The 13,978-nt window shown below is 69.0% G+C and carries 8 protein-coding genes; 3 read left to right on the top strand and 5 right to left on the bottom strand.

Features of this window, described 5'->3' with window-relative positions; genetic code table 11:
- Nucleotides 1-31 precede the first annotated feature (31 nt).
- From D7Y15_RS14925 to D7Y15_RS14935, 3 genes are read right to left on the bottom strand one after another with little or no spacing between them, the layout of a single operon-like run.
- Nucleotides 32-595: a MarR family winged helix-turn-helix transcriptional regulator gene (locus tag D7Y15_RS14925; RefSeq protein ID WP_120576067.1), complete on the bottom strand. Its 564-nt coding sequence runs from the start codon at nucleotides 593-595 to the stop codon at nucleotides 32-34.
- The gene (locus D7Y15_RS14930; protein WP_120576066.1) at nucleotides 595-3,744 is read right to left on the bottom strand and encodes an efflux RND transporter permease subunit; all 3,150 of its coding nucleotides are present in this window, start codon (nucleotides 3,742-3,744) and stop codon (nucleotides 595-597) included. The genes D7Y15_RS14925 and D7Y15_RS14930 overlap by 1 nt, the downstream gene beginning before the upstream one ends.
- 36 nt (nucleotides 3,745-3,780) lie before the next feature.
- Nucleotides 3,781-4,881 carry an efflux RND transporter periplasmic adaptor subunit gene (locus D7Y15_RS14935; RefSeq protein ID WP_121752997.1) on the bottom strand — a complete coding sequence of 367 codons (1,101 nt, stop codon included), beginning with the start codon at nucleotides 4,879-4,881 and terminating at the stop codon, nucleotides 3,781-3,783.
- Nucleotides 4,882-5,213: 332 nt separating this feature from the next.
- On the opposite strand from D7Y15_RS14935, the gene D7Y15_RS14940 reads away from it, so the two are divergent.
- Entirely contained in the window at nucleotides 5,214-6,353 is a 1,140-nt protein-coding gene (locus tag D7Y15_RS14940; protein ID WP_120576064.1) for an acyl-CoA dehydrogenase family protein, read from the top strand.
- On the opposite strand, the gene D7Y15_RS14945 is transcribed toward D7Y15_RS14940, so the two are convergent.
- Together D7Y15_RS14945 and D7Y15_RS14950 are read right to left on the bottom strand one after the other, a co-directional pair.
- A complete protein-coding gene (locus D7Y15_RS14945; protein ID WP_120576063.1) occupies nucleotides 6,354-6,641 on the bottom strand; it encodes a hypothetical protein in 288 nt (95 codons plus the stop codon).
- A 51-nt stretch (nucleotides 6,642-6,692) separates the two neighbouring features.
- Complete coding sequence (locus tag D7Y15_RS14950; protein ID WP_120595031.1) at nucleotides 6,693-7,100, bottom strand: hypothetical protein; 408 nt, start codon at nucleotides 7,098-7,100, stop codon at nucleotides 6,693-6,695.
- Between the two features lie 80 nt (nucleotides 7,101-7,180).
- On the opposite strand from D7Y15_RS14950, the gene D7Y15_RS14955 reads away from it, so the two are divergent.
- Complete coding sequence (locus D7Y15_RS14955) at nucleotides 7,181-7,822, top strand: RlmE family RNA methyltransferase (protein WP_120576061.1); 642 nt, start codon at nucleotides 7,181-7,183, stop codon at nucleotides 7,820-7,822.
- A gap of 51 nt (nucleotides 7,823-7,873) precedes the next feature.
- Nucleotides 7,874-13,933: an alpha-2-macroglobulin gene (locus D7Y15_RS14960; protein WP_121752998.1), complete on the top strand. Its 6,060-nt coding sequence runs from the start codon at nucleotides 7,874-7,876 to the stop codon at nucleotides 13,931-13,933.
- The last annotated feature ends 45 nt before the right edge of the window (nucleotides 13,934-13,978 follow it).

A 13,978-nucleotide genomic window follows, 5' to 3' on the forward strand; every position in this document is an offset into this window, starting at 1 on the left:
CCGCGCCCATCCACGCACCTGGGTGCCCTCTTCAGCGCGGCGGGGCGCCGGCCTTCATGCGGGCGAGCATCCGCTCGATGATTCCGAACAGCGCCTCGCGGTCGTCCTCGGGAAGCAGGCCCATCAACCGTCGGATGCCCGCGTCCGTCATCAACTGGATGACCTTGTAGATTTCACAACCCCGGTCGGTGAGCTTGGCGGTGACGGCGCGCCGGTCCTCCGCGTCCCGGCCGCGCTCCACCATGCCCATGTCCTCCAGGCGGTCCACCACGCCGGTGATGGTCTTCTTGGTGATGCCGATGCGCTGCGCCAGCACGCCCACCTGGATGGGGCCGTCCATGCCCAGCCACCCAAGCGCGTGCACCTGGGTGGGGGTCAGCCGCATGTCGTCGCAGAGGCTCGCCAGCGGGTCCCTCAGGGAGCGGAAGTGGGCCAGCTCCCGGATGAGCCCCATGAAGCGGCGCGAGTCCGGCGTGGACTGGTCCCCATCCTGGAGCAGGCGCTCCATCACGGCCTTCTCGTCAGCGGCCTCGTCCTTCCCCTCGGAGCGCACTTCGGACTCCGAGGGGGAGGTGATGGAGGTGGGTCGGCGCATCAGGCCGTCTCCACTCGAGCCGCGGCCGCAGCGGCCTCCCGCTCACGGTCCTGGTTGGACGGACCGTGCGCCGGGCCGGAGCCCCCCGCGAAGCCCGTGTCGCTGCCCTTGTCGCGCTTGAAGCGCGCGGCCAGCTGATCCAGCAGCGAGTACACCACCGGCACCACGCCCAGCGTGAGGAACGTGGAGGTGACGAGGCCTCCGATGATGGTGATGGCCATGGGCGCGCGCGTCTCCGCGCCGTCGCCCTTCGCGATGGCCACCGGGATCATGCCGGCGATCATCGCGATGGTCGTCATCAGGATGGGGCGCAGACGCACCGGAGCGGCCTCGAGGAGCGCCTCGTGCGCCGTGCGGCCCTTCTCACGGACCTGCAGCGTGAAGTCCACCAGGAGGATGCCGTTCTTCACCACCAGACCCATGAGCATGATGACGCCGATGAGGGCGAACATGGACATGTACTGGCCCGTGATCAGCAGGCCGCCAATGGCCCCGATGAAGGCGAAGGGCAGGGACAGCATGATCGTGAACGGGTGGATGAGGCTTTCGAACTGCGCCGCGAGGATCATGTAGATGAGGATGATGCCCAACAGCAGCGCGGTGCCGAACGCGGCCACGGACTTGCCCAGCTCCTTCGCGTTGCCTTCCAGTTCGCCCACGACGCTCTTGGGCAGTTCCGTGGAAGCGTAGCCCTGCATGTAGGTGATGGCGTCGGAGAGCGCGTAGCCCTCCTTGAGGTTCGCCAGCATGGTGATCTGCCGCCGCTGCGCCTGGCGGTCGATCTGCACCGGGCCCTCGGCGGGGACGATGCGGCCCAGGTTGCGCAGCTCCACCAGCTGCCCGGACGGCGCACGCACGGCCAGCTGGCCGAGCGCGTCCGCGGAGGCCAGCGTCTCCGGCGGCAGGCGCAGCTTCACCTCGTACGTCTCACCGCCCTCGCGGTAGTCCAGCACCTTGTCCCGGCCCAGGTAGGAGCGCAGCGTGGCGCCCAGGGACGCGGCCGGCACGCCCAGCGTGGCCGCGCGGTCGCGGTCCACCTGCACGTCGTACTGCGGCTTGCCGGAGCGGTACGTCATGTCCACGTCGGTGAGGCCCGGGTTCTTGAGCATCGCCTGTCGCATCTTCTCCGCGGACTCCGTCAGCTCCTTCCAGTTGTCGCCGCGCAGGTTGAACTGCACCTGCTGCGAACGCGCGCCACCACCTGAAACCGCGGCCACGTCCTGCACGGCCACCACGACACCCGGGGGCGCCTTGATGGTCTGGCGCAGGTAGGCCTTGAGCTCGCTCTGCTTGAAGGCGCGGTCCTTCACCGGCTTCAGGTTGATGAGCACCTCACCCTTGTGGACCTCCTCCTGCACGCCGCCACCGGCGGTGGTGAACGTGGAGGCGATGCCCGGCAGCGACCGCACCTGGGCCGCGAAGGTGTCCAGCTGCGTCTGGGTCTGGTGGATGGTGGACCCGATGGGCAGCTCCACCGTCAGCTTGATGTTGCCGTTGTCCTGCTCCGGGATGAACGTGAACTTGAGGAAGCGGGCCATGCCGAAGGTCGCGAGGAGCACCACCACCGCGACGACCATCGTGAGGGCGCGCTGCCGGAGGATGCCACCCAGGATCTTCCGGTAGCCGTTCTCCATGCCCACCAGCACCTTCTCCACCGCCGCGGAGATACCCGTCGGGTGCCCGTGCTCACGCAAGAGGCGCGAGGAGAGCATCGGCGTGAGCGTCATGGACACCACGTAGGAGATGAGCGTGGCCACCGCCACCGTGACGCCGAACTGGTAGAAGAACTTGCCGATCATGCCGTCCATGAAGGCCACCGGGATGAACACCGCCACGATGGCCAGCGTCACCGCGAGCACCGCGAGGGCAATCTGTCCGGCGCCCTCCAGCGCGGCCTGCATGGGCGAGGCGCCCTCTTCCATGTGACGGACGATGTTCTCGATGACCACGATGGCGTCGTCGATGAGCAGACCGATGGACAGGGTCAGCGCGAGCATCGTGATCATGTTGAAGGTGAAGCCCAGCGCCGCCATCACCGCGAACGTACCGACCACGGACACCGGCAGCGCGATGGCCGCCACGATGGTGGAGCGCAGGTTGCGCAGGAACACCAGCACGATGAGGACGGCGAGCACGCCGCCCAGGATGAGGTCCTCCTGCACCGCGTGGATGGATGAGCGGATGAACCGCGCGTTGTCCGTCACCGTCTCCACCTGGATGCCCGCGGGCAGCGTCTTGTTGATGTCCGCGAGCGACTCCTGCACCAGGTCCGCCACCTGCACGGTGTTGGAGCCGGACTGCTTGCGCACCACCATCGCCACCGCGCTGCGATCGCCGCTCTTCGCGCCCGAGCGCTGCTCGGCGGGACCGTCCACCACCTCCGCGATGTCGCGCACGCGGACCGGCGCGCCGCCGGAGCTGGTGATGATGATGTTGCGGATGTCCTCCACGCTCTTCGCTTCGGAGGTCAGGCGCACCACGCGCTCACGGCCGCTGTCCATGCTGCGGCCGCCAGGGACGTCCAGGCTCTGGGCCTTGAGCGCCTGGCTGACATCGCTGATGGCCAGACCGAAGCCGCGCAGGCGGTTCGGATCCACCACCAGCTGGATCTCCCGCTCACGGCCACCGACGATGTCGATGCTGCCCACGCCCTGGTTGCGCTGGAGCGCCGGCTTCACGATGTCGTCCGCGATGCGCGTCAGCTCCTCCACCGGCAGGGCGCCCGCGAGCGCCAGCGTGATGATGGGGGCGGCGCCGATGTCGAATTTCTCGACGACGGGCGTCTCCACCTCATCCGGCAGCTTGCTCAACGTGGCCTGGACGCGGTCACGCACGTCCTGCGCCGCGAGGTCCACCTTGGTGGACAGCTTGAACTGCACGACGATCTGCGAAACGCTCTCCAGGTTGATGGACTTGAGCGTGTCCACGCCGTTGAGCGTGTTGAGCGCCTCCTCCAGCGGGTCGGAGACGTTCTTCTCCATGCTCTCCGGGTCCGCGCCCGGGAGGACGGTCGTCACGGTGACGACGGGGAAGTCGACGTCGGGGAACTGATCCACGCCGATCTTCGGATAGGCGAACAGGCCGAACACCACCACCGCCAGCATCAGCATGGCGGTGAAGATGGGCCGTGAAATGAAGGTCTTGAGCATTCAGATACCCAGGGAAGAAGAGGGGAGGAGGGACCGCTACTGCGCGACGCGCACGGCGGTCCCCTCCTTGACGTCCAGCGAAGCGTCGGCGAGCACGCGCTCTTCCGCCGTCAGGCCCTGCAGCACCTTCACGTAGCCGGGAAGCACGCGCTGCACGCGCACGTCGCGCTTGCGCACGGTGCCGTCCTGCACCACCCACACGAAGCCGTCCTGGCCCTTGCTGCTGACGGCCTGCGCCGGCAGGAACAGGCCGTTGCCCGCGTCACCCGCGGCCTTGGAGAAGTCCATCTCCACCAGCGCGCCGGGACGCAGCGGGTGCTCCGTCTTGCCCGTCACGTCCGCCAACACCTCCACGGTGCGGCTCTGCGCGTCGATGACGGCGCCCACGTTGGCGACCTTCGCCTCGAAGCGCATGCCGCTGGGGTTCACGGTGCCCGGCGTCACGATGCCCGGCGCCACGTTGTCGATGACGGACTCCGGCACCATCATCCGGATCTCCAGCCCGTCCGCGTCCACGATGGAGAACACCGGGGTGGAAGGCGTCATCGCCACCGAGTCACCCACGTTCTTCGTGCGCGCGGTGATGATGCCGTTGAAGGGCGCCACGATGTTGTGGTCCCGCAGGTTCTCCACCGCCAGCCGGTACGCCGCGCCGGCCTGGGCCGCCTGGGCCGCCGCCTGCTTCTGGCCGATCTCCGCCTGCTCCAGCGCGTTGGCCGCGACGCCGCCGGACTCGGCGACCTTGCGCATGCGCTCCAGGTTGCTGGAGGCCAGCTGCAGCCCGGCCTCCGCCATGTCCTTGGCCGCCTTCGCCTGGTCCACCGCGATGGAGACGTTGGACGTGTCCAGCTGCGCCAGCACGTCGCCCTTCTTCACCTTGTCGCCCACCCGGACGTTCACCTTCGCGAGCGTGCCCGTCGCCTGGGGCCCCAGCACGGCCTCCTGCTTGGAGCGGACCTGGCCCGTCACGCGCGTCACGTTCTGCTCCAGCTCCGTGGCCGGGGTGATCGCCTTGACGCCCAGCGCGTTGGAGCCCTCCTGCTGAGTCGGAAGCTGCGCCTTCTCCGCGCCCGCCTTCGAGCACCCCGCCGTCGACACCGCCACGGCCACCACGGCAGCCAAGATTCGCTGATTCACGCGTCCGAACTCCTGCCGGGTCGCCGGCGGGACACCCGCCCTGGCACCTGCTCCGGCTAATTCTTTGTGGGCTAGAAATTACCGACGCTCGATTATCTGTCAAGAGGATACTCCGGAGTGCGGACTATCCACTCCCCAGTCATCCTGCGGGGTTGGCTGCCTGCCCCCCAAGCCTTCAGACTTCTTCACAACACTGGAGCCGGCGCGCTGCGTCACCAGGAAGGCGGGCGTCAGGCGGGGTGGGGACGCGGGGCGTTGCTTGTGGCTGACGGTGGGCGCCTGTTATTGACTCGCGAATCAACCCGCAGCGGGACAACCCCCAAGGACTCGCGATGCTCAATCCGTTCACCGAGGAGCACGAGGCGTTTCGCAGGTCGGTGCGCGCCTTCGTGGAGAAGGAGATGGCACCCTACGGTCTGGAGTGGGACCGGGCGGGCATCTTCCCGCGCGAGCTGTTCAAGAAGTGCGGCGAGCTGGGCTTCCTGGGCATCAGCCACGACCCGAAGTTCGGCGGCAGCGGCCTGGACTACTGGTACGTGACGGCGTTCGCGGAGGAGCTATCGCGCAGCCGCAACGCGGGCGTGAACATGGCGCTGCTGGTGCAGAGCCAGATGGCCACGCCCATCATCAGCGAGATTGGAACCGACGAGCAGAAGCGCGAGTTCCTGGAGCCCGCGCTCAAGGGCGAGCGCATCGCGGCGCTGGGCGTGAGCGAGCCGGGGTGCGGCTCGGACGTGGCGAGCATCAAGACGACGGCGCGCCGGGACGGCGACGACTACGTCATCAACGGCTCCAAGATGTGGATCACCAACGGCACGCGCGCGGACTTCATCACGCTGGCGGTGCGCACCGGTGAGGAGGGCTACGGCGGCATCTCGCTGGTGACGTTCCCCACGGATGTGAAGGGGTTCAGCATCTCCAAGAAGCTGGACAAGATTGGCAACCTGTCCTCGGACACGGCCATCCTCTACTTCGAGGACTGCCGCATCCCCGCGCGCTACGTGCTGGGCGAGGAGAACCAGGGCTTCTACCACATCATGACCAACTTCCAGGGCGAGCGCCTGGTGGGGGCCATCACCACGGTGGGAGGCATGGACCGGATGCTGGAGGACGCCCTCCAGTACGGCAACGAGCGCGAGGCGTTCGGCCGGCCGCTGATCAAATTCCAGGTGTGGCGCCACAAGTTCGTGGAGCACCTGACGGCGGTGGAGGCGGCGCGGCGGCTCAACTACTACGCGGTGGACCTCTACGACCGGAAGGAGAACCCGGTGAAGGAGATCTCCATGGCGAAGCTGTTCGCCGGAGACCTGGCCCAGCGCGTGGCCTACGACTGCCAGCAGTTCTTCGGCGGCATGGGCTACATCGAGGAGACGCCCATCGCGCGGATGTGGCGCGACGTGCGACTCATCACCATCGGCGGCGGCACCTCCGAGGTGATGAAGGAGATCATCTCCAAGCTGTACGGCTTCTAGCTACTTCCTGCCGAAGAGGGCCTCCGCGGCGCTGACCATCGCGTCGCGAGAGGCCTTCTGATGCAGGCCGCCTTCGCCCAGCTGGAAGAGCTCGCAGAAGTTGGCCTCGTCCTTGTCGCGAGGCGCTTCGGCGAAGGGCTCCTTGCAGGCCTTGGCCACGGACTCGTCGAAGTGCCGGCAGTTGCGGCACGAGCGCAGGTCCTCCTCACAGCCGGGACATGTGTCGCGCCGGCCGACCTGGTTGGCGATGATGTCGAGTGCGTGTCCGCAGTGCGCGCAGCCGGGCATGGTGGTCCTCCCCGTCAGAAGCTGACGGGGGCATCCTGCCAGAGTCTGTGTCTACCGCTGGACGCTGGTCGCGAACGCCGGGGTGGGCAGGGAGGAGGCTTCCTGGGGGCGGCGCAGCTCGCCGGTGGCGTCCAGGAGCTGGTCGTCCAGCCGCTTGAGGAGGAAGAGGACGTAGGCGGACAGGCCGGACAGGACGGCGGCCATGATGCCCAGCAGCATGCCGCGCTGCCAGCGGTGGGCCTGCTCCATCACCCCACGGCGTTCCTTGAAGGTCTTCAGCTGGGCGTCCACCGAGGTGCCGTCCAGCTTCTGGGCGAAGTCGGAGGCCTGGGCGCTGCCCCGGGCCATCAGCCAGCGCCCTTCGGCCTGCAGGGCCTCGGCGCGCGCGTAGCAGAAAGCCGCTCCGCCCGCGAAAAGCAGGGAGATGCACAAGGCCGCTGTCACGCTCCGGGTGCCCATGCCACCAACCCTCCGGCAAATCCGTGGGCGCGGCCAGCCGACAGGCCGCGACTGCTCCGGCTTTCCGAAGACAGTAGCGGATGCTAGGGACGGCTTCTGACATGGGCAAGCCCTACCGTCCTAAAGACCACTATTTCCAGAAAGCCAAGCAAGAGGGACTGCGAGCGCGTTCCGCGTTCAAGGTCGATGAGATCCTCAAGCGCTTCCCCGGGTCCGTGAAGAAGGGCGCGGCGGTGCTGGATCTGGGCGCGGCGCCCGGCGGGTTCCTCCAGATATTGGCGGACGCGGTGGGGATGCACGGGCGCGTCATCGGCGTGGACATCTCGGCCATCCGTCCCTTCTCCCAGAAGTGGGTGACGACGGCGGTGCTGGACGTGCTCGCGGACGACTTCGACGCGAAGCTGGCCGCGCTGTACGACGGCCCCTACGACGCGGTCATCTCCGACATGGCGCCCAAGACGTCCGGCATCAAGGGCACGGACGAGGCGCGCAGCCTGCGGCTCGCGGGCAAGGCGCTGGAGGTGGCCGCCACGCGCGGCCGGCCCGGCGGCACGTTCGTGGCCAAGGTCTTCATGGGGGGCGACTTCGAGGCCTTCCGTGACGAGGTGCGGCAGCACTTCGAAGAGGTGAAGATCGTCCGTCCGGAGGCCACGCGCGGCGCCAGCATGGAGGTCTACGTGGTGGGGCTGCGACGCCGGGCCCCGGCGCCGGCGGCTTCCTGAAACAGAGAAGGGACCGCCAGGGACGCGGGCGGCGTCTAGAGTGCCGCCCCTATGTCTTCTCCACCACGCTCGCGTGCTTCCGTCGTCGTATTGTGCCTGCTGTCCTTGATGCTGTCCTCCGTGTCCGTGGCGGCCCCCGCGAAGGCGCCCCCGACGTGGAAGGCCATCGACGCGCTCGTCGAGGACGACAAGGTCGAGTCCGCCGCGCAGGGGGCCGAGGCCCGGCTCGCCGCGGCGAAGGCCCAGGGTGACGCGGACGAGTGGACGCGCGCGCTGATCCGCACGGTGCAGCTGCGCACGCGGCTGCATGGCTATGAGACGACGGTGCGCTTCCTGCGTGAACAGCCCTGGCCGGAGGGGCTGCGGCAGCAGGCCACGCTCCACCTGTTCTACGCGGCGGTGCTCGCGAACTACCAGCAGTCGTACAGCTACGAGATTGGCCAGCGCGAGCAGGTGGTGTCCACCGGGCCGGTGGACCTGAAGGCGTGGACGAAGGATCAGATTTCAACGGAGATCCAGCGCACGTACTCCGCCGTCTGGGAGTCGCGGCAGAAGTTCAGCACCGAGCCCGTGAAGGTGCTGTCCGAGTACATCCAGCCCAACACGTACCCGGAGGGCATCCGCTCCACGGTGCGCGACGCGGTGACGTACCTGTGGGTGGGCTCGCTGGCCGACACGGGCCTGTGGCGGCCGGAGCAGGAGCAGGGCGTGTACCGGCTGGACCTGAGAGCGCTCCTGGACAGCGCGCCGAAGGTGGAGCTGAAGGACCCTTCCGTGCACCCGCTGATGAAGGTGGTTGCGGTGCTGGGGGACCTGGAGGCGTGGCATCAGGCGGCGGGCCGGCGTGAGGCGGCGCTGGAGGCGCGGCTGCGGCGCTACGAGGTGCTGTCGACGTCGTTCACCGAAGCCGCGGACAAGCGGCGCATCCGGGAGCACCTGGCCGCGCACCTGAAGGGCTTCCGGGACGTGCCGTGGTGGTCCAAGGGCCAGCACCAGCTCGCGGAGATGGAGGAGCAGGCGGGCCGCGCCATCACCGCGCATGCGCTGGCGAAGGCGGGCGCGGAGGCGTGGCCGAAGTCCGTGGGCGGCGCGCAGTGCGCGGCGCTGATGGCGACGCTGGAGGCGCCGGAGCTGTATGCGACCGGGATGCAGGTGGACGGGCCGGGCAAGCGCTCCATCCTGGTGGGCCACCGCAACGTGGGCACGGTGTACCTCCGGGCGTACGCGGTGGATGTGGAGGCACGGCTCGCGAAGCCCGGCGAGGACCTGTCGCTGTACCCCTCCACCGAGGAGAGGCTCCGCATGGTGGCGTCGCGCAAGCCGGACGCAGTGTGGAGCATGGCGCTGCCGCCCACGCCAGACTTCCAGCGGCACCAGACGTTCGTGACCCCGCCGGCGCTCAAGGCGGGCGCGTACATCATCGCCATGTCCACGCGCGAGGACTTCGCGAAGAAGAACAACCGCATCCTCGCCCTGCCGATGTCCGTGTCGCCCTGGGCCGCGACGGTGCGCAAGGCGAACCCCCACCAGGCGGAGGTCCACGTGGTGGACGGCGCCACGGGGGCGCCCGCTGCGAACGTGGAGGTGCGGTTGGTGAAGTCGGACTACAGCACCCGCCGCTTCAACATCGTCAGCCGCCGCACCGACGCGAACGGCGACCTTCTGCTCACGGGCAAGAACGCCGACCGCTACGAGGACATGGAACTGCTGCTGGGCAGGGGCAAGGGCGTGATGGTGCTCCCGGGCTCGGTGTACCTGTCCCCCCTCTACGAGTCGACCCCGCAGGACCATACGCTCATCTACACGGACCGCGCCGTCTACCGTCCCCAGCAGAAGCTGCTGTGGAAGGTGGTGGCCTACCGCCCGGAGGAGGCGTCGAAGCGCTACCGGGTGCTGCCGGAGTCGGCGGTCACGGTGACGCTCGTCGACCCCAACGGTCAGGAGGTGGCCAGGCGCGAGGCTCGCACCAATTTGTTTGGATCGGTGGCGGGCGAGTTCGACATTCCCTCCGGGCGGCCCCTGGGACAGTGGACGGTTCGCACGCGCCCCAACGGCTACGCGAGCGTGCGCGTGGAGGAGTACAAGCGGCCCACCTTCGAGGTGACGCTGAAGGACGCGCCAGAAGCGCTGCGGCTCAACCGACGCGCGACGTTCAAGGGCGAGGCCCGCTACTACTTCGGCCTCCCGGTGACGCGCGGCGCGGTGAAGTGGCGCGTGTCGCGCGAGCCGGTGCTGCCGCGCTGGTGGTTCTGGGAGCGCATCCCGGCCACCACGGAGCTGGTGGCCTCCGGGACGGCGACGGTGGGCGAGGACGGCGGCTTCACCGTGGCGTTCACCCCGGAAGCGGACGAGCGGCTCGCGAAGGCGCAGGGCATGTCGTGGCGCTACCGCGTGGAGGCGGACCTGACGGACGAGGGCGGTGAGACGCGCTCCGCGAGCCGGTCCTTCCGCCTGGGCTTCGTGTCGGTGGAGGGGCGCGTGGACTCCGATGTGGGCTTCGTCCGCGAGGACTTCCCGTCGGAGGTGCGGCTCGTGCGCTCGAACCTGGATGGCGCGCCGCAGGCCGGACCGGGCCGCTGGCGGCTCATTGCCTTGAAGGCTCCGAGCCGTCCGCTGATGCCGTCGGAGGTTCCGGTGGACAGGCTCAAGCCCCTGGACGCGGACACGCAGTCGGCCAGGGAGTCCTATCCCACGCCGGGTGACGCGCAGAAGGGGCGCTGGGACACGGCCTACGACGTGGAGCAGACGCTGCAACGCTGGGACGACGGCGCGGAGGTGGCGCAGGCGGCCGTGACGCATGGCGCGGACGGTGTCGCCACCGTGAAGCTGCCGGCGCTGCGCGCGGGGACGTACCGGCTGCGCTACGAGACGACGGATGCGTTCGGCCAGAAGGCCACCGCGCAACGGGACTTCGTGGTGGCGGGGGCCCACGCCCCGGCGGGGTTGCCCGCGGTGCTGGCGGCGGAGCGCCCTTCCGTGCGCGTGGGCGAAGTGGCGCGCCTGATGGTGGCCTCCGGCTTCGAGGGCCAGCCGCTGGTGATGGACGTGTACCAGGGGCGCCAGCGCGTCGAGCACCGCCAGCTGACGGCGGGGCAGGGGCGCGCGGTGGTGGATCTTCCGGTGACGGAGGCCCTGCGCGGCGGCTTCACGGTGGTGCTCTCGATGGTGCGCGACTGGCAGACGCTGAGCTTCCAGCAGACGGTGGCCGTGCCCTTCGACGACAAGGAGCTCAGCCTGGAGTTCGCCACGTTCCGCGACACGCTGCGGCCCGGCGCGAAGGAGACCTTCCGCGTGACGGTGAAGGGGCCGAAGGGCGCGAAGCTGGAGGCGGGGGCCGCGGAGCTGCTCGCGTACATGTACGATCAGTCGCTGAACGTCTTCGGACCGCACACGCCGCCGCAGGTGGCGCAGCTGTATCCGCAGCAGACCGTCTACGTGGACTTCCGTGCTTCGGGTGGCGTCTTCGGCGCGGACTGGCTCTTTGATGAACTCGTCCGGGAGAGACCCTCCGCGCCGGACCTCAGTGACGACACGCTGAAGTTCGGCGAAGGCTACGGGTTGGGCGGTCCGGGCTACCGCAACTACTACGGCGGCCACCGCATGCGCGCCATGAGGCCCGGGGGCGTCCAGCGGGAATCGGACGGTGCACCACCTCCGCCCCCGCCGCCTTCGCCCGCGCCGTCCGCCGCGGAGTCCGCGCCGAAGACCGGCCGGGTGCTGGAGCAGAAGCGGCGAGAGATCATCCAGATCATCAAAGGGGAGCCGGGCCCCCCGGAACCGGGGGAAGGGCCGGAGGGGCCGCTGCGCTCCAACTTCGCGGAGACGGCGTTCTGGATTCCGCAGCTGCTCACCGGGCCGGACGGAGCGGCGGTGCTGGAGTTCACGGTGCCGGACTCGGTGACGGCGTGGGACGTCTGGGTGCACGCGCTCACTCGGGACCTGCGCGGTGGCTCCACTCAGCGCGCCACTCGCAGCGTGAAGGAGTTGATGGTGCGCCCGTACCTGCCGCGCTTCCTGCGCGAGGGCGACCGCGCGGAGCTGGAGGTCGTGGTGAACAACGCGGGGACCCAGACGCAGCAGGGTCAGCTCACGTTCGACATCGTGGATCCGGACACGCAGAAGAGCCTGCTCGCGGAGTTCGGCGTGAAGACGCCGTCGCAGGCCTTCACGGTGGCGGCGGGGAAGGGCACGAACCTGCGCTTCCCCATCACCACGCCCGCGCGGGTGGGGCCGGTGGCCTTCCGCGTGGTCGCGAAGACGGGCGCGTTCAGCGACGGCGAGCTGCGGCCCCTGCCGGTGCTGCCCGGCCGCATGCACCTGTCGCAGTCGCGCTTCGCCATGCTGAACAACAAGGACCGCCGGACGCTGACGTTCGATGACCTGAAGAAGTCGGACGACCCCACGCGGGTGAACGAGCAGCTCGTCGTGACGGTGGACGCGCAGCTCTTCTACTCCGTGCTCCAGGCGCTGCCGTACCTGGTGGACTACCCCTATGAGTGCACGGAGCAGACGCTCAACCGCTTCGTGTCCACGGGCATCGTCTCCAGCCTCTTCAACAAGTATCCGTCGGTGGCGAAGGTGGCCAAGGACCTGAGCGAGCGGAGCACGCGCTTCGAGACCTTCGACGACGTGGACCCGAACCGGAAGATGACGCTGGAGGAGACGCCCTGGCTCAACGAGGCGAAGGGCGGCGCGGAGTCCGACCAGTCGCTCCTGCGCGTGTTGGACCCGAAGGTGGCCCAGGCCCAGCGCGTGTCCTCGCAGGCGAAGCTGCGCAAGGCGCAGAACGCGGACGGTGGCTTCCCCTGGTGGCCGGGCGGCCCGTCGTCGCCGTACATGACGCTCTACATCCTGCACGGCCTGTCGCGCGCCATGGAGCACGGGGTGGAGGTGCCGCCCACCATGACGGAGCCCGCGTGGGGCTACCTGGCGAAGCACTTCCGGGAGGACTACGCGAACCGGCTGATGAAGAAGGACCTGGGCTGGGAGTTCCTCACCTTCCTCAACTTCGTGGCATCGGCGTATCCGGACGCGCGCTACACGGGCGAGGCGCTCACCGCGGCCGAGCGGCAGCGCATGCTCGAGTTCTCCTTCAAGCACTGGAAGGAGCACTCGCCGTACCTCAAGGGGTACCTGGCGCTCACGCTGAACCGGGCGAAGCGCACGAAGGACGCGCAGAAGGTCTGGGACAGCGTGATGGACTCCGCGAAGACGACGCAGGACCTGGGCACGTACTGGCAGCCGGAGGACCGCGGCTGGCTCTGGTACAACGACTCCACGGAGACGCACGCCTTCGCGCTGCGCACGCTGTCGGAGCTGCGCCCGAAGGACCCTCGGCGCGCGGGCCTGGTGCAGTGGCTGCTCCTGGACAAGAAGGTGAACCACTGGAAGTCCACGCGCGCCACGGCGGAGGCGCTCTACGCGCTGGTCAACTACATGGAGGCGGAGGGCTCGCTGGCCGCGCGCGAGGAGCTGAAGGTGACGGTGGGCTCCAAGGCGGTGACCATGAGCTTCTCGCCGGACGTGTACACGGGGAAGAAGAACCAGATTGTCGTCCCCGGTCCGGAGGTGAACGCGAGCACGGCGACCACGGTGGTGGAGAAGACGACGCCGGGCTTCGCCATCGCGTCCGCCACGTGGCACTTCTCCACGGAGGAGCTGCCCAAGGAGGAGCGCGGTGACTTCTTCCAGGTGTCGCGCCGCTACTTCGTGCGCATCCGCGAAGGCAACCAGACGCTGCTGCGCCCCCTGGCGGACGGCGCGAGGCTGCGGCCCGGCGACGAGGTGGAGGTGCAGCTGTCGCTGCGCACGAAGCACGCGGCGGAGTACGTGCACCTGAGGGATCCGCGCGCCGCGGGCCTGGAGCCGGAGAACGCGCAGTCCCGCCACAAGTGGGACCTGGGCATCGTCTGGTACGAGGAGACGCGCGACTCGGGGACGAACTTCTTCTTCGAAGCGCTGCCGGCCGGTGAGTACAACTTCAAGTACCGGCTGCGCGCGAACATGGCGGGCACCTTCCGCGTGGGCCCGGCGACGGTGCAGTCCATGTACGCGCCGGAGTTCACCGCGTACTCCACGGGCACGGTGCTCACCGTGGACAAGGCGCAGTAGGCCTCAGCGGGGCAGGGGACCGGCGTTCCTTCGAGGCGCCGGTCC

The sequence above is a fragment of the Corallococcus sp. AB030 genome, assembly GCF_003668965.1.
GTDB lineage: Bacteria > Myxococcota > Myxococcia > Myxococcales > Myxococcaceae > Corallococcus > Corallococcus exiguus.